Source organism: Parapedobacter luteus, assembly GCF_900168055.1.
Lineage (GTDB): Bacteria > Bacteroidota > Bacteroidia > Sphingobacteriales > Sphingobacteriaceae > Parapedobacter > Parapedobacter luteus.
The window spans coordinates 1-23,817 of record NZ_FUYS01000017.1 but is presented as its reverse complement, the minus strand read 5'-3'; the positions used below and the strand labels follow the sequence as shown (position 1 = coordinate 23,817).

Here is a 23,817-nt window from a genome sequence, read left to right as displayed (position 1 = left end):
AATATTGCTGAGCGCAGCGAAGTTATGATTTTTGTTGCAAATGAGCGCGGTTTTGGCTACCATTGCATGCTTTTTTAGCCAGTTACTTAAGACACGAACACAAAACCATGAACATTTACCGCATAAGCTGCGTTATTCTTACCGTTTTATCCATCAGTCTCGCAGCACTTTCCCAACCCACACCCGCCGACACGCTTTTCATTCGTGAACACTATAAAAAAAGAGAATTTTTAATACCCATGCGCGATGGGACAAAACTCTTCACCGCTGTTTACGCACCCAAGGATACCACGCAGGTATATCCGATTTTACTGATGCGTACGCCATATAGCGTTGCCCCCTACGGCCCGGACGCTTATCGAGCCCCATTAGGTCCCAACATTCGTTTTACGCATGAACGGTTTATCTTCGTCTATCAGGATATCCGCGGCAAATACATGTCCGAAGGCAACTTTGTTGCGGTACGTCCCTACAACCCCAATAAAACGCATCGTCAGGATATTGACGAAAGCTCGGACACCTATGACACCATCGACTGGCTCGTGCACAACATCCCGCACAACAACGGGAAAGTGGGCATGTGGGGTATCTCGGCTCCTGGTGGCTACGCTACGGCGGGCCTCATCGATGCTCATCCCGCGCTTGTGGCGGTATCGCCTCAAGCACCGGTAACCGATTGGTTCATGGGCGACGACCGGCACCATAATGGTGCATTCATGCTTATGGGGTCGTTCGCATTCGTTTCATCCTACGGCCGCGAACGGGATAGCATATCACCCCGCGGCATGCCCGGATACAACGCGTATGGAACACCGGACGGATACGACTTCTACTTAACCGCCAAAACGCTAAAAAACCTTACCGCCAAATTAGCGGGCACCAATAATACGCTGTGGAATGACCTGATGACACATGGGACATACGATAGTTTCTGGCAGGCACGTACTCCCCTCCCCCACTTAAAGGATGTCAAACCAGCTGTACTCACGGTTGGTGGATGGTTCGACCAGGAGGACCTCTACGGCCCCATCAAAACACAGACCGCCATTGCCACCCAAAGCCCACAGACCCGACAACATTTTGTCATGGGCCCCTGGTATCACGGCACCTGGGCGCGGGGCCGAGGCGACTGGCTTGACAATATACCTTTTGGATCAGCCACAGCCGAGTTTTACCGCGAAAACATCGAATGGCCTTTTTTCATGCATCACCTGAAAGGCAAGTCGGATCCGCACCTGCCGGAGGCATACATCTTTGATACAGGAAGCCATATCTGGAACGCTTACCGCCAATGGCCGCCAAGATTTGCGAAAACACAAAAGCTGTATCTGCTTCCCGGCGGCAAACTTGGCTTTGAAGCGCCTGCCGAAGCCGGCAAGGTTGGTTCGGCGGCGTATTACAGCGACCCCGCTAACCCTGTACCTTATACGGCCGAAATCAGGCTGCTGCGTGGCAGTGCATACATGGTCGAAGACCAACGCTTCGCCGCCCGTAGGCCGGATGTGCTGGTGTTCATGACCGAGCCCTTGGCAGACGACGTGCAGATCGCCGGCCGCTTAACGGCCAACCTGTTTGTCAAAACCACCGGCACGGATGCCGACTTTGTAGTAAAACTCATCGATGTCTTTCCCGACAACACGCCCAACCATCCGGAAAGGCCCACGGCCGTCATGGGCGGCTACCAACTGATGGTCCGCGGCGAAGTGATGCGGGCCAAATTCAGAAATAGCTTCGAAAAGCCCGAACCGCTTGAACCGGGCAAGGTGACCCCGATCTCGTTTGACTTGCAGGATGCCGCACATACATTCAAAAAAGGTCACCGTATTATGGTACAGGTCCAGAGCTCGTGGTTTCCATTGGTCGACCGCAACCCGCAGCAATTTGTAGACATCTACCACGCCGATGAAACCGACTTTACACCGGCGTGGCATGAAGTGTTTTTTACACCTGAGCACCCCTCCCATATCGAACTGATGACCATTGATTAACGAGAAATTGCAATAGACCACAAACATGTGTAGAAAATTTATAGCCATCGTTCTTTTTATCGTCCCATCACTCCTCACTTCAGCACAAAGCGACGATACGCAATATGCCAAACGGGTAGTCAAGCGGCTGGCCTCTCCTGCGTTCAATGGCCGGGGTTATGCAGCGAACGGCGATAAAAAGGCGGCGCGTTTTATCGCTGCAGAAATGAAAAAGACAGGCGTAAAACCCTTATTCGAAAACGACTATTTCCAGCATTTCGAGCTAGGTGCCAATACCTTCCCCGGCGATCTACGCGTTTCACTTGATAATCATCGCCTCACACCCGGAGTCGATTTTATTGTCTGGTCCGGAAGCCCATCTGTGGATGGCCGGTTTGCAGTGAACACAATCAAAAGGAGCGACCTGTATGGCGATCGCGTGCCTGTGAGCGATATCGTTAAGGACGGGCATTTCCTGTTGATTGACAACCGTAAACCAGCGGACGAATCCAGGGAACTGGCGAGACAAGCTGATGCGGCTATTTTGTTTCTGCGCAATGATGCTGATATTGCATTACCCGGAGTGATTATTTATGACGACAGTAAATTGACGTGGTCGTCGCAGACGAAACCCAGCGCAAGACCGGTCATCTTTGTCAACCAGCCCCGGCTTGATCCCCAAGGAATATCGTCGATTGCTATTACCGTTGAGTCGGTTTGGACACCCAACTATACCACCCAAAACGTCGCCGGCATCATACCGGGCACCGCTTCCCCCGATTCCATGATCGTGGTATGCGCGCACTATGACCACCTCGGCCGCATGGGCAAAAAAACGTACATTCCCGGTGCCAATGACAACGCAAGCGGCACTGCCTTTATCTTAGATTTGGCTAGGCACTATGCCAATCATCCCCCGAAATACTCGATGGTATTCATCGCCTTTTCGGGGGAAGAGTCCGGTTTGCTCGGATCCAAAGCATTCGTCAAAAACACCCCTGTGGATCTGGCAAAAATCAAGTTTCTGATCAACTTCGACATGGTAGGTACCGGTGACGACGGCATTACGGTGGTCAACGCCCCCATTTTCCCCGAAGCGTTCAGCCGCATGACGCAGCTGAATGACGATCAACAATACCTCAAGGCAATAAATAGCCGTGGCGAGTCGTGCAACAGTGACCATTGCCCGTTTTACCAGGAGGGCGTTCCCAGTTTTTTCATTTACACGCAGGGAGGCATCGCCGCTTACCACGACATCCATGACCGGGCCTCCACGCTGCCGTTCACGGCCTACGTACAGCTGAAAAGCCTCATCATCGACTTCTTCAAGTTGATGTAATTTTATACCTGCACACTATTCAGCCGCACATGTTCGCTATCGCACATCAGGTGTCCGATATCGGACAGTTTCGTTTTATAACACCAGGCAATCACCTGTTTTAAACACACTTACATTTTTGGCACGGCGTTTTATAGAAGTGGTCGGTGGTTTCACGCAGACCACTGATTACAAAAAAGAAAAAATGGACAGAGCATTACCGAAAAAACGATGGAACAGTAAACGCATCACGATGGTTGTAGGCGGGGCAGGTATTCTTGCGTTGATATTTGCCAGTTATTATTTTACGTCCGGCAATTCACGGCTCAATGTGGATGCCGAACGCATCACCATATCCGAAGTTAAAGAAGATTCTTTTCGCGAATTTATCCCTGTAAACGGCACCGTACTTCCTATTACCAGCATTTTTTTGGACGCGTCCGTGGGCGGGCGTGTGGAAGAGAAATTTGTAGAAGACGGCGCCAAGCTTAAAAAAGGCGATCCCATCATGCGGCTTTCCAACACCGATTTGGAATTGAGCTTGATAAACCAGGAGACCTCTGTACTTAACCTCCTCACCCAATCGCAAATAGCACAAACCAATGCCCAGCAAATGTCGATCAATAACCGCAACCAGATGGCCGACGTGGAAAACCGGCTCAAGGAAGCCGAACGCGTGTATAAGCTCAATAAAACCCTTTATGAACAAAAGGCCATCGGTTCTCAGGAGTACCAACAGGCGCTCAATGATTACAACTACCAAAAGGAACGCATGGAACTGACTAAACAAATCCTTACACAAGATTCCGTATCCACCATGCAGAAGGTCAATCAAGACCGGCAGATGTATGAGCGTACACAAGCCGCTCTTAATCTCATGCGCCAGAAGGTTGACGACCTCATTCTCCGGGCACCGGTCGATGGACAGCTTACCTCCTTTGACGCTGAAATCGGCCAGAGCAAAAATCCAGGCGAGCGCCTTGGACAGATCGATGTGCTAACCGGTTTCAAGGTACGTGCCGATATCGATGAGCACTATATTTCCCGTATTTACCCTGATTTGGAAGGCGAATTTACCTTTGCCGGCAAAAGCTACAAATTAGTCATCAAAAAGGTTTATACCCAGGTGACCAACGGCCGGTTCCAGGTCGACATGGAATTTGTAAACGAGGTGCCTGATGGCATCCGCCGCGGTCAGACGTTACAAATCCGCCTGGCGCTCAGTGACGAAACCAAGGCAGTATTACTCGCCAAAGGCGGCTTTTACCAACAAACCGGCGGCAACTGGGTGTTCAAACTCACCGAAGATGGAAAAACTGCTTACCGTGTGGATGTGCAACTTGGCCGTCAAAACCCCGATTACTACGAAGTCATCAGCGGCTTAGCGCCGGGAGATAAAGTGGTGACGTCAAGCTACGAAACGTATGATAGGGTACAAGAGTTGAGAATCAGCAACTAACATGATAAAAACGATTTCAAGACGGCTTTTAGGACCGCATGCAACCATGCCGATAGGATGTAGGCATGACCGCCGCCTTAATCAGGATGGCGGTACGGAGTAAAAAAACAGATTAGTATGTTACACAACTATATAAAAGTCGCGTGGCGGAATTTAGTGCGCAACAAAGTCTATTCGTTCATCAACATTTTAGGTCTAAGTGTTGGGATGACGTCATGCATGTTGATTTTAATCTGGATACAAAACGAAGTAAGTCACGACCAATTTCACGAAAAGAAAGACCGGATTTTCATCGCCAACAATAGGGATATCAACGAAGGCGTCATCAACGCTTGGTCATGGACACCAAACATCATGGCGCCTACGCTAAAACAGGATTACCCCGAAGTAGAAGACGCCATCCGGTACAATGACTTCAACAGCTTTCTGTTTACCGTGGGCGACAAAAAACAAAAACATCGGGGTGCATTTACAGATCCCGGCTTTTTGACCACATTCAGCTTACCACTGAAGCAGGGCGATCCGAAAACCGCTCTTAACGGCACCTATAACATTGTCCTTACCGAAAAACTGGCGCAAAACCTATTCGGTGACGCCGACCCCATGGGCAAAATCATTAAAATCGACAGTACCGATCAATTCACCGTGTCAGGCATTCTGGAAGATTTGCCAAGCAACACCCGTTTCGATTTTGCCTACTTGATGCCTTGGGATTACAGTGTCCGATTAGGTTGGCGGGATAGCTCTTGGGCAAATAATGCACTGGCAACGTTTGTGTTATTGAAGGAAGGAGTATCACACGCAGCATTCGATCAAAAAATAAAAAATATTACCAAGGATCACCTGGCAAATGATCCGTTATACAAAAACCGGGAAGTGTTCACCCAGCCGCTTACGGAAGCCTGGCTGTACTCCCGACAAGAAAATGGATATTATACGGGCGGCCGAATTGAAATGGTGCGGTTATTCGTGATCATCGCCGGGTTTATTCTCATCATCGCCTGCATTAATTTCATGAACCTCAGTACCGCCCGAAGTGAAAAAAGAGCAAAAGAAGTGGGTATCCGCAAAGTTGTCGGTGCACAGAAAGAACTACTGATCGGCCAATTTCTGGGCGAAAGCCTGTTGCTGGCCGCGATCGCATTTGTCTTTGCTTTGGGCTTTGTATTCCTTACCCTGCCGGCCTTTAGCGGCTTGGTGAATAAGGCCCTGTCAGTAGACCTGGGGAATCCGCTATTTTGGTTGTTTTCACTTTCCTTTGTCGTGATTTGCGGACTATTGGCTGGCAGCTATCCGGCCCTGTACCTATCGGCTTTCAAGCCTGTCAAAGTACTGAAAGGCTTGTTCAAGCGCAGCCATGCCACCGTCAGCCCAAGAAAGGTACTGGTTGTGCTGCAATTTACCTTCGCCATCATCCTCATCATTGCCACCATCATTGTTTCCCAACAGATCAGATATGCACAGTCGAGAGATAATGGGTATGACCGCGACAACCTCGTGTATCTATCCATGGAAGGGGCTATCGAACGCAACTATGAGCTTATCCGAAACGAGTTAATCAGCCAAGGCGCCGCGATAGCCGTCACGAAATCCATGAGCCCCATCATCACCCGTTTTAGCGACAGCTGGGGCTGGAGTTGGACGGGTAGCACAGAAGAAGACAAGCGAATAGATTTCGTGCGGATGGCTACCGATGCTGACTTTGTCAAGACCATCGGCGCAACATTGGTCATGGGCCGCGATATCGACATTTACCAATTTCCCGGCGATTCGACTTCGATCTTGCTAAACGAGACCGCTGTAAGAATGATGCGCCTGGAAGATCCGTTAAATACCATTTTGAGGGCAGACGGTGAAGACTGGCGCGTGGTTGGCGTGGTAAAGGATTTTATCTACGAATCTCCGTTTGAAAATGTACAGCAACTGGTTGTTTTCGGACCCAAATCATGGTTTACGACCATCCATATCAAATTAAACCCGGCTAATTCGACGCAACGTAACTTAGCGATTGCCGAACAGGTTTTAAAAATCCACAATCCGGATTATCCGTTTGAATACCGTTTTGTAGATGAAGCGTATGCGAGAAAATTCAGGGAAGAACAACGGGTGGGCACACTGGCCGCACTATTTGCCGGTTTGACCATTTTTATTTCCTGTCTTGGGTTATTTGGACTTGCCACGTTCACCGCAGAGAGCCGGATCAAGGAAGTCGGTGTAAGAAAGGTACTCGGTGCCTCGGTATTCAACGTGACCGTCTTGCTGTCTAAGGACTTTCTCAAATTGGTATTCGTGGCGTTTGTCATAGCCTCTCCTGTCGCGTGGTATGCGATGAATAAATGGCTTGCCGGCTACACGTATAGCATAGGTGTAGAATGGTGGGTATTTGCGCTGTCAGGTGTACTTGCGATTTCTATCTCGCTACTCACTATCAGCTATCAAGCCATCAAAGCGGGGATGGCAAATCCGGTACGCAGCTTGCGGGACGAGTAATTATGCCTCAGTTGAAGCAACCACATAAAAACAAACAAGATGCTGACGAACTATCTTAAAACGGCTTTCAGGGCGCTTGCCAAGCATAGCGCCTATTCAGCCATTAATATTTTCGGATTGGCGCTAAGTCTTTCCGCCGCCATCCTCATTCTCCTTTGGGTTTGGGATGAACTGAGTTATGACCGGATGCATAGCAAGGGCAACCGGATTTTTCAGGTTTCGACAACTTTCGATGTCACTTCCGAAAACGTTTGGCCTGTAGGACCACCTCCTTTAGCGGTGTTTGGCCAATCGGAATTGCCCAGCGTCGAGGCCGCATGCCGGATGACGAACAGCGAAGCATCCATCAGCAAACCGAACGATAACCGTACGTTCGCTGAGTCCGGGCAGCAGGTCGACCCCTCCTTCTTCCATCTGTTCGATTTCGCGTGGTTGGCCGGCAATCGCCAACTTCCATTTCCCGACAACAATTCCATCGTGCTGACCGAAACATTGGCACGCAAGTACTTCGGTCATGAGGAGGTGTTGGGCCAAACGGTCGTGCTCAATCTCGATCCCAACAATCCTGATGGCAAACGAAACTTCCGGGTGACCGGTGTCATTGCTGATTTCCCGCACAATTCCTCCATAGAGGCCGATTTTCTACTTCCCATCGAACTGCTCAACGAAAATCGGGAAGGTGCAGGCATTAATGAAGAATGGGGAAGCTTTAGCTATCGTACTTTCTTTTTACTCCAAGCAGGATCAACTCCGAAAACTGTTGAAACCCAACTGGCCGACCTACACCGGAAAAACAACGAAGCAGAATTATTCAAAACACTTGTCTACTTCCTACAGCCACTAAAAGACATTCACCTGTACAATGGTAAGGGCGAAGAGCGCGGCATGCAGCAGGTACGGATTTTTGCTTGGGTTGCCCTCATCATTCTGTTGATTGCATCCATCAATTACGTCAACCTCGTCACTGCCCGGTCTACACGGCGGAGCAAAGAGGTCAGCGTCCGAAAGGTCGTCGGGGCCAACCGGGGCCACCTTTTCTGGCAGTTCATCACCGAATCCGTTGTCGTCTTCTTCATCGCGATGTGTCTGTCCATCGGATTTGCTTATGCGGCCATGCCACTTTACAATAGCCTTTCCGGCAAAGAAATGGTATTTAGCCTGTCTGATTCCCGGGTGTGGTTGCTCTTTGGTGGCACCCTACTTTCCGTTGTGGCATTGGCGGGCATCTACCCTGCGTTGCTACTTTCGACCTTCAAGCCTGCACAGGCCTTGAAAGGCGTTTTGCCAGGCATCGGCAAAAACAACGGGTTCCGCAAAGCGCTGGTCATCCTTCAATTCACCTGTTCCGTAGTGCTTATCATCGCAACCATCATCATCAGTCGCCAGCTCGAATACATCCGCAAAAAGGAATTGGGTTACGATAAGGAAAACGTATTTTTATTTAACCAAAAAAATTTCCTGAGCCGCTTTGAAGCCGTGCGCACCGAGCTGGTAAATCAGCCCGGCATCAAAAGCGTTACGGCGGCCAGCGGCGACATCAGCAACATCGGCTCCGGTACCGGTGATATTGAGTGGGAAGGGAAACCCGCCAGCATGGCCAACTTCATGGTATACCAAATGGCCGTGGACCATCAATTTTTGGACGTCATGGATCTCCAATTAGTCGAAGGGCACGGCTTTACCGGCACACCGTCGGATTCGGGGTATGTCATCCTCAACGAAACCGCCGTCAGGCAAATGGGGCTCAGCGACCCTGTGGGCAAACCGATCACGTTCCGCTATCGCCCGGTGACGATCGCCGGTGTCGTCAAGGATTTCCATTTCGCCGATTTGAAAAGAACCATCGCCCCCTGCGTATTATTTGCAGATGCCACGGTTCCACTCAACGGCATGTATATCAAAACCACCGGTGCAGAAGCAGCCCGGGCCATTGCCGCCGTGGAAACGCTGTGGAAGCGATACAACGCCGAGTTCGAATTTGATTATCAGTTCATGGATGAATCGTTTGACAAGCTTTACAAAAGCGATATTCAGGCGGGCCGGCTATTCAATGTATTCGCCGGTATCGCCATCCTGATTTCATGCTTGGGACTCTTTGGTCTCGTTACGTTTACCGCTGAAACCAAGGTCAAGGAAATTGGCATCCGCAAGACACTCGGCGCAAGTGTATCCCATATCATCCTGCTCATCTCCATGGACTTCCTGAAATTAGTGGGACTATCATTTCTTGTAGCGTTTCCGCTGGGGTGGTGGATAATGAATAAATGGCTCGATAACTATGTATACCGCACGGGCATCGAATGGTGGGTGTTTGCCGTGGCCGGTTTTACGGCGTTCGCCATTGCAGCCGTTACGGTATGTGGCAAATCGCTGCGGGCGGCACAGGAAAATCCGATTAAGGCTATACGGACGGAGTAACCGGGAGGTGACGCCATCGAAAAAAGTCGGGGTGATACGCAAAAACGTATCACCCCGACTTTTTTTAACAACGACGTTTAAGGATTTTGTCGCGTAATATTCGGATTAAGCAGCAGTTCGCTTTCCAGCGGGAGCTGCAATGTATAATCCCGTTGTGGAGTCAGGGTGACCTCCTTATACACATGGTTCGCTGAGCCGGTCCGATCTACCGGCAGATTCCAGCGTTTATTGTCATAAAACTCAAATCCGCCCTCGCCCCACAATTCAATCCGGCGGTGCAGCCGAATTTCGGCAAACAGCGCCTCTCCCGTATTGGTAGACTGGGTGTAAGCGGGATCGCGCTGTGATACCAACTGAAAAAGTGTTCGTTGGGCGGCTTCGTCATCGCCTGCTCGGGCTTCCGCTTCAGCCTTTACCAATAGCATTTCCGACGCCCGCATGTAAATTTCGTTCTGGTAATAGGCGGTTGTCTGTCCAGAAATGATACCAGCGGCAAACTTGGTGCTGGCATACTTCGGATAGTGGATGGTTGCGCCCGACGAGGGGTAGGTAAATTCGATATAGTCCTCGCTTACGAAATTCGCTTTGCGATAGTCGGTTTCCGGAATCTGGTCATAAAGCCGCTGGTCAATAGCTACCCATGACCCCTGCGAACCACCATATCCACCTTCTCCCCAAGGGTTCATCCATCCGGGGAATGACGAGGTACCTCTACTTGAATTCACATCCACTTCATACCCGAAAATAGCCTCGTTGTCCAGCACGGTCATCCCCGAGGTTGTATATTGCGCCTCATTCATCAGCATGGGATAGGCAGCGATTACCTTATCAGCCGCAGCGATAGCCGTGCTCCAGTCGCCCATGGTCAGCGCCGCGCGAGCTAATACGACACTTGCAACGGAGCCGTCGATATCCGTCCGATCTTCCGTCTTGTATGACCCTGCGGCCTCAAACAGCCGTACAGCTTCCGTGGCATCCGCAATCACCTGAGCCCACACCGCCGAAGCCGGCGCCCGATCTTTAAACGGATCGTTATTATCCAAGTGCAAGAGCACGCCTGGTTTTTCAGCACCGCCATGCAAGTAATCATCTTGGTAGAGCCACATCAAATACGTATAGGAAAACGCACGCATCGTCAGTGCGGCCGCCTTATACCGCATGATTTTCTCGTTCGAGCCATCAGCCGTGTTCAAATCCACATCCGGTGGTATCAAGCCCAAAATCTCATTGGCATAATAAACATATTTATACAGCGTCCCCCAATATACGGCGACCCTCGCCGTGCTTTCTTCCCGGTATGCCCGTAGTTCATAATCGTTCACCAACCACGTTCCGTTTCGGTTGGCCAGCACCATATCATTGCCTTTCAGGCTGAGCAGGATATTCATCACCGGCCAATTGCGTGTATCCACCGAATTAGCAAACGTATAAGTATTGATAGCAGCCACCATCGTATTCAGCATGGGTTCCAACACCAAATCCGGGTCCTCCTTCACCAGCCGTTGGATGTCTTCCTCGGTAATCCGGTTGCCTGTCGGATTGATATCCAACCGATCACTGCACGCACCGGCCATAAGCAACGCGGCGCCAAGCATTATATAACGTATCTTCTTCATTGCACGAATTTATTCTAGTTAAATGCTAATGTTAAGTCCCAATGATATCGCCTTCGTTTGCGGGTAGTTGAACGGGTTGATGGTCGTACCATCGACCACTTGGCGCGGATCCAGCCCCTTCTTTGCCGAAACAAAGAACAAATTTTCCGCTGCGACATAGATGCGTACCCCTTCCAAGAACAACCGCCGGGCTAGCGCGGGCGATAACCGATACCCGAGGTTAATTGTCCGCAAGTTGAAATAATCCGCGTCGAACAGGCTGAAATCCGAATACTGGCCCTCTCCGCCTCCAATCGGCGACACGCCGAAGTTCGTGCCACCCAATGCACGCAAGGGGATGTTTGAATTCGGGTTATCAGGCGTCCACGCGTTCAGCATATCCACGTGCACACCACGGCCGATGGTTTGCGAAACCAGATTTTGATAAGTACGTGACACCACCTTGCCGCCCAGCTGCCAGCTGGCCACCACACCGATATCGAAATTTTTGTAACGCACGTTGGTAGACACGCCGCCAACCCAATCGGGTGTCGCAGTACCCAATTCAAAGCGCGTCGCCTCGGAGCCTACGGTGGTGGTCACGATATCGCCTGCCGCATGTCCCGGATAGTTGGCCAAATCAGACTCGTTCAGGCGCTTGTACAACATGCCCAACCCCGTCTCCGGATCCACGCCCGCATACCGGTACATATACAAGTTGAAATAATCAGTACCTGCCCTGCGCAGGTAGTTACCGGAAAGGTACCCCCCATCAAGGTCGCGCGATCCCATGTTATCAGGAATTTCCAGCAATTTGGTCCGGTAACGCGACGCATTGACATTGAATGACCAGTGGAGGTTTTCATGACGGATGATGTCCACGCCGAGTTCAAGCTCCAATCCGGTATTCAACAATTTACCTACGTTCTGCAACGCGCCCGAACGGCCGGCCGAAGCCGGATACGATACCGCCAACAGCATATCCACCGTTTTACGGCGGAAGTAATCTACCGTACCATAAAAGCGGTTCCAGAGACGAAAGTCCAATCCCAAATCAAGAATCTGGTTCGATTCCCATGTGATCGACGGATCGCCCCAGGTGTTTGCAGCCAAGGCAAACTCCGCATCGGTTATACTGCCCACACCAGAAAGCAGGTATGTATTTGTCCAAGCGTATTGCGTCGATGCCGGCACCCCATTGTTGCCCTGTACGCCATAGCTGCCCCGCAGCCGCAAATCGTTTATCCATGCGATGTTATCTTTGATGAAAGCCTCTTCGGCAATGCGGTAGGCACCGCCCAGCGACCAAAATGTACCCCAGCGGTTGCCTCGGAAGTAAGATGAACCGTCAGTCCGCAGGCTCGCCGAAAAGTAGTACTTGCCCGCAAAATTGTAGTTAAACCGGCTGAAGTACCCTTCCAAGGCATTCTCACGTTCTTGGCCATTCAACGACAACACCCTCACGGCGTTGCCCATACTTGGATTATCCAGTGCAAACATCCGGTATTTGGTGCCTCGCATCTCATCATACCGGTACTTATTAAACTCATGCCCGAACAACGCATCAACGTTGTGTTGGCCGAATGTTTTGTTCCACGTCAGCAATTGCGTGGCATTGATGGTCATGGCCTTGGCCCACCACCCCTCGATCGTCCCCCCGTAGTCACGCGCCGCAGTACCGCTCTCGTTATTTCCATAAGCCCTGTACTGGCGGTATTGATTATCTACGGAGATGTCCGCTTTCAACGTAAAGTCCTTCAAAAACGTTGCTTCCAGGTATCCCCTTCCAGAAAAATAATCGTTGGTATTTTCCGTCAGGTCTTTCTCAAAATAGACTGCCGGCGAATATCCATTGAATGCGTTGCGGCTTGTCGGGCCGTACGGCGAATACGTCTGGTTGGTCCCGAGGTCAAACGTTGGGTTTCCATTGGCATCCCGGATGACGTTGCCATCGCGATCATACGCGTAAATCGGATATGTCGGCGCAAAAAGATTCATGAAAGTAAAAATGTTGGTATTCACTGTACCTCCGGTATACCCCTGCGGCTCGTTGGTATAGGTTTTTGAATAGGACATGTTGCCTCCACCCTTCAGCCACGGAGCGATCTTGGTATTCAAGTTCAACCTTGCCGAGTGCCTGTCGAAATCCGAGCCCATGACAAACGATGGATTCTTCAACATACCCAGTGATACAAAATAATCCGTATTTTCGGTTGCGCCACTGACGTTTGCATTATATTCCTGGCGGAAAGCCGTCTTCAGGAAATAATCCTGCCAATCATCGTGATAAAGCAGTTGCGCATCCGAGCGGATCCTGCCCGTGGCGGGATCAATCAAGGTCGTTCCTTCAGGAATCCGGTAGGCCATGTAATTGCCAAGCCCATTGCCTGTATTACTTGCCCCATTTGCCGTGAACAGGTTGCTGCTTGCATACTGGCGGGCGTCCTCGTCGGTATGCCCTTGTATGTATCGCATATAATTATATATGCCTTTCCATGTATATTCATAATAGGTTGCCGGATCGCGTATCACCTCGAAATCTGGCACACCTTGACTGACACCGCCCCAACGGAAGTCTACCCCTATTTTCGGTTTCCCCAATTTGCCCTTTTTTGTCGTTACGAGGATTAATCCGTTGGCGGCGCGCGAACCGTAAATGGAGTTGGCGGCGGCATCTTTCGACACCACAATCGATTCCACATCATCGGGATTTAAGGAAGACAATGGTAAGTTGGAAACCGCACCATCCACGACAATCAACGGATCGTTTGACGCATTAATGCTTCCCATACCCCGTACACGGATACGAGCATCTCGGCCGGGTTGTCCACTCTCCGTATTTAGCTGTACGCCGGCTACCGCTCCTTCCAGCGCCTGCGAAATAGTGGCAGCCTGCTGCTGTTTGATGTTGTCAGCCGAAATAGACGCAACGGAGCCTGTGAAGTCGCGCTTTTTTGCGGTACCGTATGCGACGACGATCACTTCATCTATTTCTTGGGAGACCTGGGATAACACGACATCATAGGTTGTTTGCGTACCCACAACAATTTCACGGGTCTGGTATCCCGTTGACGAAAAGACCAAGGTCGCACCCGACTGAACGTCTGCTATCGAAAACCGGCCAGCCTGATCGGTGACCACACCTTTATTGGTGCCTGCAATATGCACACTCACGCCTGCCAGCGCATTGCCGAGGCTATCCCTTACCGTACCTTGGACGCTCGTCTGGGCTGTTACCTCCAGAGGGCCGGCGGCCCGACGTTTAGGACTGAGCGTAATCAGTTTTTCGTTGACTTTATAGTCAAAGGGCTGGTCGGCAAACAAGATAGGCAATAAATCACCGATCTCCATCTGCGACACGTTTATGGTCACCGGTCTGAATTGGCTTAAGTACTCCTCACGGAATAAAAAGTCATAGCCACTTTGCTTCCTGATTTCACGCAAAACACGTTCAAGTGGCGTATTGTTCGCGTGGATGTTCACCTTTTGGGCAAGACTGTTGACCGCCAGGGTATTCAACGCGAAAACCAATAAAAATAAAGGGGTTAGTTTCATGGCTAATGAGCATCTACGGAGCTGCTCGCTGCAGGAGGCAATAACTCGCGTCAAATTACACACGGCAGCCCCGAGGTAAGAAACATATTTCATACATTTGTTATGTTTGGTTATGGAGTTCTGTTCTATTCGTAAAAAATCAGATCTAATGCAGCCAGACTACGGCTGGGACTGTTGGTAGCGGTTCCAGCCACTGCTTAGGCAGCTTAGCGTACGGTAATAGTGAGTCAAGGTCTACGGTATCACGGCAACCCTCCTTCCTTCCAAATCAAAGTGCAGTCCGGTGTATTCACTTAGCGCTGCCAACACTACCGAAAGCTTTTTGTCCCTCGAAATCTCGCCATAAAGCCTCCCCGTTTTAGGAAGGCTCGCATAATCAAATTCGACGTCATACCAGCGCTCGATTTGCCGGATGATGGTCGCCAGGTCAGCGTGATAAAACAGGAACAGGTTATTTTTCCAAGCTACTGCCGCCTCCGTGTCCACAGGGCGGGTCAAAAGTTCCCGGCCTGTGAACACCGCCTGGTCACCAGGGCGAAGGGTTTTGGAAAACCGCCTTTCATGGTCGAAAACGCGCACAGTCCCTTCCAACAACGTCGTTTTGACGTCCGGCTCGTCCGGATAAGCGTTAAGATTAAACTGCGTGCCCAGTACTTCCACCTCCTGTGTCGCCGTCGCGACAACAAAAGGCATTTTGACGCGCTCAGAGGCCGCCGAATATTGGCTTGCCACCTCGAAGTAGGCCTCTCCTTGAAGTTCCACACGACGTTCATGCCCCGAGAAGTGGTTAGGATATTTCAACAACGATGCAGCATTAAGCCACACGCCCGTTCCATCCGGAAGGACAATTTTAAAATACCCTCCCTTAGGCGTTTCCACGGTATTGAACGCGAGCGCACTTCCTTCCTGTTCGTTTGCTTCGTATAAAATCTGGCCGTCAGCGGTTTTATTGATGATGACTCCGCCCTCTGTCGCCAATTGCCCTATACCCGCCTCGTCCAACGCGATTTTCCTCCCGTCGGCCAATGTTAGCACCGCCCGTTCCGTTCCCGGATCAACATCCGCTGGACGACTGCCAGCAACATGCTGCTCCGTTGAGGGCTGGCGGACCAGTGAATAAAACAGCAACGCTACCGCCGATACGATCACCAGAGCCGCGGCCGAATACATCCACAATAGCCGCCCGTTGAACGGCGGCCGGTGTATCCGCGCTTGCATCGCTTCATACATATTCCGTTCAACCCGTATCCAATCGTCGAGGCTAGGCAGTTGGTCGTTGTCCCTGATATAACGCGCAAAGTGGCTTTCCACCATTTCCCGCTCTTCAGCTGAGCACAGGCCTGACCTGTACCTTTCCAAAAGTTCTTTTGCCCTGTTATGTTCCATGCGTTCCGGCATCCTGGCCTTCATTTGCTATGGAAGCGAACCCATTAAAAAATCCCGATTTTTTTCCTATTTTTTTTAAAAAAGCAACAGAATTATCGAAAAAAACACGATAACGATCCGCTTTAATTTCAGTTTAAGACGTTTTATTGATTCACTTGATAGGTTTTTTACGGTTTTTACAGACAATTGCAGGCGATCTGCTATCTCTTCATTGCTCAACCCCTCCTGTTTGAGAAGAAACACTTCCCCCATACGCTTGGAGAACCCTGCGACCACACTATCCAGGTAACTTATCAGTTCTTTCTCTGCGATATGGCTGCTGATGGTATCCACGCCATTGGCTATACCATGCTGTACATAATTGGCAAACTTCTCCTGTACTTTGCGATGATCGGTCAGGTTTAAGAACCGATGCCTGACACATTGATAAAGATAAGGAAGCAAAGGCCCTCGTATCAAGAGTTCGACACGTTTCTCCCAAATATAGATAAACACGTCCTGCACGATATCTGCCGCTTCGTCCGCATCGGCTACGAGCTTGAACGCATACACATACAAATTAGCATGATACGCTTCATAGATCGCCGTAAACGCCTTTTTATCACCAGCACAGAGCGCCTTCAGCAAGGTCTGGTCATTAATACGGTCACGATCGTCCATCTTTACCTTTGGCAGTTAAATTCGTTGGCGCTTAGCTAGTGTCTCATTACGGGTACGCAAAACTAACCAAAGTGATTTGTATTACCAATACTACAACTTGGTGCGCAACAAATTTCAGATTTTGAGCGACTCACGATGTTTACAGCTATTGGATTTTGGCTGGCACGCTCACTCCGTTCACGCGCTTAGGCCAAAATCCAATAGCTGTAAACAAGCAGAAATTCATGCTCGCGTTGGTATCCTTCCATGGTCTTCTTAATGCTCAACCAGCTCGACACGGGTACGCGAAAGGCTTTGCGGATAACGCTCCTGTAAGAAGGCAATTAGCTTTTCGCGCACATAGCACCGCAGTTCCCACGCCTCACCAGAGTTACGGCAGCTCATTAATGCTCGGATTTCCATGGTCTGTTCTTTGACATCGGTCACATGAACGACATTGACCTGGCCATCCCACAATTCATGCCCCGTCAGCAACCGTGTGAGCTCGTCACGCACCACGTCAACGGATACCGTAAAATCCGTATGGATAAATACCGTACCCAGGATCTCGGCCGACGTACGCGTCCAGTTTTGGAACGGCCGTTCGATAAAATATTGAATAGGTAAAATTAGGCGCCGCTTATCCCAAATATTAAGTACTACATAGGTCAGTGTAATCTCCTCAATTTTTCCCCATTCACCCTCCACTACCAACACATCATCGATGCGGATGGGCTGCGTGAAAGCTATTTGGAATCCCGCCAACAGGTTCCCCAATGATTTTTGAGCCGCAAAGCCGATAATGATACCACCAAGCCCTACGCCGGTAAGCAATCCCGCGCCGATTTTCTGCATGCTCTCGAAGGTCAGCAAAACCGTTGCAAGCGTGACCACCACCACCAAAACAACCAATAGCTTCCGGATAAATTGGGTCTGTGTACGGATTTTACGCGCTTTGAGGTTATCCGCTGCGTGATAGTCAAACCGGTGATTGACATTATCTTCCGCAATGCGGATGATACGGATGACGATGATGGCGAAACACACCATAAACAAAATTTCAATTACCTGGTCGACTACCCCTGCCCATCGGGGCGATAATCGCATAAACGGTTTTAAGGCATTGAGAAACAAAATCGGCAAAAACACATTAATCACTTTATTTAAATGCCGTACAGCTGATCGGAAAAGCGAATATCGTCCGTCGTCAACAGCTTTCCAACGGATAACAGGAATCATTATCAGTTTGAATAACAATCCGACAGCGACAGCCAACCCAAACAAAACCAAGTTCCACAGCCATGTGGGAGCATTTGCAAAAAAAAGTTGTAAATCTTCCATGTTTTAGTCCAGATATCGTACCCAGCACCGATGATTCAAGAAAAAAGCAGTGCTTTTTACACGGTTTCCGTGATTATAAACACATAAAATGCAGCGTTGTTTCCAAAACAAAAGGTTTTCACAATAGTTCGCAGCCTTTTCTGCTTAAGACCGTCCGATATCGAACAGACGGTGTCCGGTTCCGAACACCTCACGCGCCCTTTCAAGGGGTAAAAACTAAAAAACAGCCTCTTATATTTTTGGAACGATATTCGGGCATTCCGCATCATACAGGAAGCTCATTGCTAATTGCTTAAAGCCATGTTAAAAAATTACCTCAAAGCCACCTTCCGCAACCTCTGGAAAACCCGGGGGTATAGCTTTCTTAATATTTTCGGACTTGCCGTCGGTATCACCGCCGCCTCGCTTATCTTCTTATGGGTAGCGGATGAGATGACGTACGACAATCTGCCGGGGCACGAAAACATCTATATCGTCAAATCCAAGCAAACCTTCGATGGGGCCACGAACGTTTTTGATGCCGTTCCCGGGCTGTTGGGCCCGGCCGTCAAAGACGAGATACCCGGCATCCAATACGCAGCTCGGGTGGCTTGGGCATCCTCATCCCTATTCAGTGTAGGGGACCATGGTATATATCAAAGCGGTCACTTTGCCGAGCCGGATTTGATGCAAATTTTCTCGTTGGAATTTGTGGAAGGCGATAAAGCTACTGCCATGGCCAACCCCACAGACCTGGTCCTCACCCAATCAGCTGCCGCCCGTATTTTCGGCGACGAACCTGCATTGGGCAAGCTTGTACGTGTCGACAATGATAAAAGCTATACCGTTTCGGGCGTGGTGAGAGACCTACCGAAGAACAGCACATTCCAATTTGATTGGCTTATCCCGTTTGAGGTATACGAACAAGAAAACCAATGGATACGGCAATGGCGGAATAATGTATTGATGACCTATATCCGTCTGGAACCATCGGCCAATCCGGTTGACGTCAATGGGAAGCTCCACGATTTTGCCATACGCAAATCCGTCAACGAACAACTGAATACCCATAATTTGCTTTATCCCATGGCACGCTGGCGGCTATACAACAGCTTTGATCGGGATGGCAACGAACAAGAGGGGCGTATGAAATATGTACGGCTATTCAGCATCATTGCCTGGGTGGTATTGCTCATTGCTTGCATCAACTTCATGAACCTCGCCACCGCCCGCTCCGAAAAGCGAGCCAAAGAAGTGGGGATGCGCAAAGTCATCGGTGCCTCAAGGCCATCACTGATGTTTCAGTTTTTGGGGGAGTCGATTGTCATGGCCCTCATATCGACGCTGCTAGCCGTTGTACTTGTATATAGTTCCATTGGCGTATTCAACAATTTGGTCGAAAAGGAATTGGCGATGGATATCTTCAAGCCGGCCCATTTGATTTTTTTGGGTGGCATCGTATTGGCCTGTGGTCTGCTATCGGGCATCTACCCCGCATGGTACCTGTCTTCGTTCAACCCGATATCCACGCTGAAAGGAGGTAAGCAAAAGGCAGGGACCGCGGGATTCATTCGCCGTGGGCTGGTCGTACTCCAATATGCAGCTTCCATCACGCTTATCATTTGCACAGTCGTTATCTTTCAGCAGGTCCAGTACACCAAAGGACGCGAACTGGGCTATGAGCGCAGCCACGTCTTGCTGACACCCCTGCAAGGAGCGCTCGTAAACCATATTGAGGCCATCAAGGAGCAGCTGGTCGCTACCGGAGTGGTAGAAAATGCCGGTATCAGCGAGTCTAGGCTACTGAATATTGGCTCAAACACATGGCACATGAATTGGGAAGGGAAAGATCCCGGCAAGCAAGTGATGATAGCCAATCTCCGAGTAGATGCTGATTTTATTCCCACATTGGGCATGGAACTGGTGGATGGGCGTAATTTTAGAGCACGGATGCTGGGTGACAGCAGCAGTATCGTCATCAACGAAGCCTTTGCCAAACTCATCAGTCCGGATGCAAATGTCGCAGGACAGACGGTATATTGGGATAAAACACCGTACACCATAGCCGGCGTGGTCAAGGATTTTGTGTATAACAATGTCTATACCCTGCCGAGTCCAATGTTCTTCCGGCCATTTGAAGTACAGCCTTACGGCCAACTTAATATTAAAATAAAAGCGGGAACCGACCTAACGGAAGCACTTCCAAAAATCGAGGACATCATACAAACCCATAACCCCGGCTATCCGTTTGATTATCATTTTTTTGATGACTTGTTTGACGCCAAGTTCAAGTCCGAGATGCTCATCCAAAAACTCGCCGGCGTATTTGCCGTGCTGTCCATCGTCATCTCCTGCCTCGGTCTGTTCGGCCTCGCCGCTTTCACCGCTGAACGGCGCACCAAAGAAATGGGCATCCGCAAAGTGCTGGGAGCTTCGATCTCGTCGTTAGTCGGCCTGCTCAACCGGGAGTTTGTCATGCTCGTATTGGTTTCCTGTGCCGTAGCTTTCCCCTTCGCCTGGTGGATGATGAGCGACTGGCTCAGCAATTACCAGTACCGCACCGACCTGCATTGGTGGGTGTTTGCCCTGGCTGGGGCCGGCGCGCTGGTCATCGCTCTGCTTACCGTGAGTTCCCAGGCCATCAAGGCAGCATTGATGAATCCGACGAAGAGTTTAAGAGATGAATAGGGAACAGTGATGGGTAGTGAGTGATGGGTGACATAAATTAAAGGAACACCAAAAGAAATGATAACAAATAACCTCAAAATCGCATGGAGAAACCTCGGCAGGCGCAAAGGCTTTTCCATCCTGAATATTGCCGGGTTGGCCCTTGGTTTGGCCAGCGCCCTGCTTATCCTGTTGTGGGTGAAGCATGAACGGAGTGTCGACAACTTTCACGCCAAGGGCGACCGCCTGTATGTGGCCATGAACCGGGGCATACTGAACAATGAACTCCACTGCTGGCCCACCACGCCAAAACCCTTGGGGCCTACGCTCGTGGCCAATTATCCGGAGGTCGCCCAGGCCACCCGCTATGCCCGCACGGGTTTTCTCTTTACCGTGAACGAAACCCAAGCCAACGCCGGGGGAGCGTTTGTGGACAGTACGTTCCTCTCCATGTTTGATTTCCCGCTCGTTGCCGGCAATCCGGAGATGGCGCTATCCCGCGCCAACGACATCGTCATCACCGAAGCACTCGCCATGCGGCTGTTTGGTAAAACGGATGTGCTGGGGCAACAGGTGCGCATCGACAGCACCGACTACGCCACGGTGTCGGGCGTGCTGAAAAACCTGCCGACCAATACCCGGTTCAAGTTTGACTACCTGCTGCCATGGACGTACATGGAACGCATTGGTTGGTCGGATGACCTGTGGGGCAACAATTCCGTGACCACCTATGTGGAGCTGACTCCCCAGACGCAGCTGGCCAAGGCCAACCAAAACATCCAAAACGTTTCCATCAAAAACGGCGACACGAAAAACGAAATTTTCCTCCATTCCTTCCCCGATTGGTGGTTGCACGCTGAATTTGAAAACGGCCACCTTGCCGGAGGGCGCATTGAAATGGTCCAGCTTTTTACAGCTATTGCTGTATTTATCCTGCTCATTGCCTGCATCAATTTCATGAACCTATCCACTGCCCGCTCCGAAAAACGCGCCAAAGAGGTGGGTGTACGGAAAGTTGTTGGTGCACGGCGGCATGCGCTCATCGGTCAATTCCTCACGGAATCCATCTTGCTGGCTTCGCTCGCAGGCGCACTATCCATTGCCATGGTACTGGTGAGCCTCCCCGCTTTCGGTGAGTTGGTGGGCACCCAGTTGGCTATCGACTTCAGCAGTGCCCCCCTTTGGACGGGTATCTTGGGGGTCATCCTGTTTACGGGAATCCTCGCGGGAAGTTATCCGGCGTTCTTCCTATCCGGTTTCAAGCCGGTGAAGGTACTCAAAGGCACATTCAAAGGATTCAACAAGGCGGTCAACCCCCGCAAGGCGTTGGTGGTGCTGCAATTTACCATCGCCATCATCCTCATGGTGGCCACCTTCATCATCCGACAGCAAATCCAGCATGCGCAGGATCGCCAGAACGGGTATGACAAAAACAACCTTATCTATGTTTTCCTATCGGGCGACATTGCCAAGAATTTTCCGTTGATTAAGCATGCCCTGCTCAATGATAACGTAGCAACGTCGATCACCCGAAGCCTCTCCCCCGTTACGAGTATTTGGAGCAACGGCATGATTGATTGGGATGGAAAGACACCCGATAACAGCCAGACGTTTGACCGCCTCCATGTCGATGAAGGCGCCGTGACGACCCTGGGTATGGAGTTGGTACGGGGCCGGGATCTCGATCTCACCAAATTTCCCACCGATTCCAATGCGGCACTGATTACCGAATCTACCCAACGCGCCATGGGCCTTGACGATCCCATCGGCAAGACCATCCGCGACCACGGGCAGGACTGGCACATCGTAGGCGTGGTAAAAGACGTTATCATGGGTTCTCCATTTGAACAGATCCGGCCCATCGTGATGTATGGTGCCAGCAGTTGGTTCTCCGTCATGCACATCAAATTCAACCCCGGCCTGCCCACACAGGCAGCGCTGGACAAAACCCGGCAAATCCTGAAAGAATACAACCCCAATGAACCGTTTAATTACAGTTTCATCGATCAGGAATATGCTGCAAAGTTCAGGGATACCCAACAACTGGGCAACATCGCAGGCCTCTTTACCTTCCTTACCATTTTCATCTCGTGCCTTGGCCTATTTGGCCTGGCTGCCTACATGGCCGAAAACCGCACCAAGGAAATCGGGGTCCGCAAGGTATTGGGCGCATCGGTATTGTCGCTGGTCAACCTGCTCAACAAGGAGTTTCTCGCGCTCGTCGGCATTGCTTGCCTCGTAGCCTTCCCCATCGCGTATTGGGCAATGGATAGCTGGCTGAATAAGTTCACCTACCATACCGACATCTACTGGTGGGTGTTTGCGGCCATTGGCCTCGGTGTTCTCCTCATTGCCTTGCTCACCGTGAGCTCACAGGCCATTAAGGCAGCGTTAACGAATCCGACGAGGAGTTTAAGGGATGAATGACCAAATAAAATGGGCCAATATCGCCCTCTTTTACCTGCTGGCCTGTGGACTAACGTATTTGCTAATCCAGTTTCCGAATGTAATCAGGGAAGTTTGGGTACGGTTGTTTGACCTCAAGGTTCCTTTCAATTGGAACCACGGCATCGGGTTGTTGCTCGCCAGCATCCTCGCTTACCGCCTTTTCAAAACAGAAAGGCGGACTACGCTTTTTGGTAACAGGCCGCTGGCCAGCCTGCTCTTTAGCAGTATTTTTTTAATCGCCTATACCATCGTCGGATTCACCAATAATCTCGGCGTCAACCCGCACCTCTGGGCATTTATAACGTGCTTGTCGACGTTGATTTACGACCTCTTTGAAGAAAGCGCATGGCGTGGGTTTCTAAATGACAAATTGAGTACTACACCCTTTTGGCTGAAAGGCATCATCACCGGCATACTTTGGGGATTTTGGCACCTGCTTATTTTCGACAGCTTTGACCAATTTGGCGGACTTCATATTTTCGTCCTGCTATGTATTATCGTATCGATCATCATGGCTTACGCCACGGACAAAACGAACTCGCTGCTGGTAGCGGC

At 50.4% G+C, this 23,817-nt stretch carries 13 protein-coding genes; 8 read left to right on the top strand and 5 right to left on the bottom strand.

Going from position 1 to position 23,817, the window contains the following annotated elements:
• Positions 1-107: 107 nt before the first annotated feature.
• From B5X72_RS19710 to B5X72_RS19690, 5 genes are all read left to right on the top strand, one after another.
• The gene (locus B5X72_RS19710) at positions 108-1,988 is read left to right on the top strand and encodes a CocE/NonD family hydrolase (protein ID WP_079718653.1); all 1,881 of its coding nucleotides are present in this window, start codon (positions 108-110) and stop codon (positions 1,986-1,988) included.
• 25 nt (positions 1,989-2,013) lie between these two features.
• Positions 2,014-3,306, top strand: coding sequence for a M28 family metallopeptidase (locus B5X72_RS19705; RefSeq protein ID WP_079718651.1), 1,293 nt, complete (start codon positions 2,014-2,016; stop codon positions 3,304-3,306).
• 184 nt (positions 3,307-3,490) lie between these two features.
• On the top strand, positions 3,491-4,744 hold the full coding sequence (locus B5X72_RS19700; protein ID WP_079718670.1) for an efflux RND transporter periplasmic adaptor subunit: 1,254 nt from the start codon (positions 3,491-3,493) through the stop codon (positions 4,742-4,744).
• Positions 4,745-4,861: 117 nt separating this feature from the next.
• Positions 4,862-7,234 (top strand): ABC transporter permease, encoded by a 2,373-nt coding sequence (locus B5X72_RS19695; RefSeq protein WP_079718650.1) that lies wholly within the window; start codon positions 4,862-4,864, stop codon positions 7,232-7,234.
• A gap of 39 nt (positions 7,235-7,273) precedes the next feature.
• Positions 7,274-9,652 (top strand): ABC transporter permease, encoded by a 2,379-nt coding sequence (locus B5X72_RS19690; RefSeq protein WP_079718649.1) that lies wholly within the window; start codon positions 7,274-7,276, stop codon positions 9,650-9,652.
• 77 nt (positions 9,653-9,729) lie between these two features.
• Here the strand turns inward: B5X72_RS19690 and B5X72_RS19685 are convergent, their stop codons facing one another.
• The 5 genes from B5X72_RS19685 to B5X72_RS19665 all read right to left on the bottom strand — a co-directional run bounded on the left by B5X72_RS19685 (position 9,730) and on the right by B5X72_RS19665 (position 18,168).
• On the bottom strand, positions 9,730-11,268 hold the full coding sequence (locus B5X72_RS19685) for a RagB/SusD family nutrient uptake outer membrane protein (RefSeq protein WP_079718647.1): 1,539 nt from the start codon (positions 11,266-11,268) through the stop codon (positions 9,730-9,732).
• 18 nt (positions 11,269-11,286) lie between these two features.
• A complete protein-coding gene (locus B5X72_RS19680; protein WP_176146274.1) occupies positions 11,287-14,802 on the bottom strand; it encodes a SusC/RagA family TonB-linked outer membrane protein in 3,516 nt (1,171 codons plus the stop codon).
• 234 nt (positions 14,803-15,036) lie between these two features.
• Positions 15,037-16,188 (bottom strand): FecR family protein, encoded by a 1,152-nt coding sequence (locus tag B5X72_RS19675; RefSeq protein WP_217698172.1) that lies wholly within the window; start codon positions 16,186-16,188, stop codon positions 15,037-15,039.
• Positions 16,189-16,263: 75 nt separating this feature from the next.
• Positions 16,264-16,848, bottom strand: a complete 585-nt coding sequence (locus B5X72_RS19670) for an RNA polymerase sigma factor (RefSeq protein WP_079718644.1) — start codon at positions 16,846-16,848, stop codon at positions 16,264-16,266.
• A gap of 255 nt (positions 16,849-17,103) precedes the next feature.
• Positions 17,104-18,168 (bottom strand): mechanosensitive ion channel family protein, encoded by a 1,065-nt coding sequence (locus B5X72_RS19665; RefSeq protein WP_079718643.1) that lies wholly within the window; start codon positions 18,166-18,168, stop codon positions 17,104-17,106.
• 300 nt (positions 18,169-18,468) lie between these two features.
• Here B5X72_RS19665 and B5X72_RS19660 point away from each other — a divergent pair, with 300 nt between their 5' ends.
• The 3 genes from B5X72_RS19660 to B5X72_RS19650 all read left to right on the top strand — a co-directional run.
• The gene (locus B5X72_RS19660; protein ID WP_079718642.1) at positions 18,469-20,835 is read left to right on the top strand and encodes an ABC transporter permease; all 2,367 of its coding nucleotides are present in this window, start codon (positions 18,469-18,471) and stop codon (positions 20,833-20,835) included.
• A gap of 57 nt (positions 20,836-20,892) precedes the next feature.
• A complete protein-coding gene (locus B5X72_RS19655; RefSeq protein ID WP_079718641.1) occupies positions 20,893-23,241 on the top strand; it encodes an ABC transporter permease in 2,349 nt (782 codons plus the stop codon).
• A partial coding sequence (locus tag B5X72_RS19650; protein WP_079718640.1) for a CPBP family glutamic-type intramembrane protease occupies positions 23,234-23,817 on the top strand: 584 nt, incomplete at its 3' end. The genes B5X72_RS19655 and B5X72_RS19650, both read left to right, overlap by 8 nt.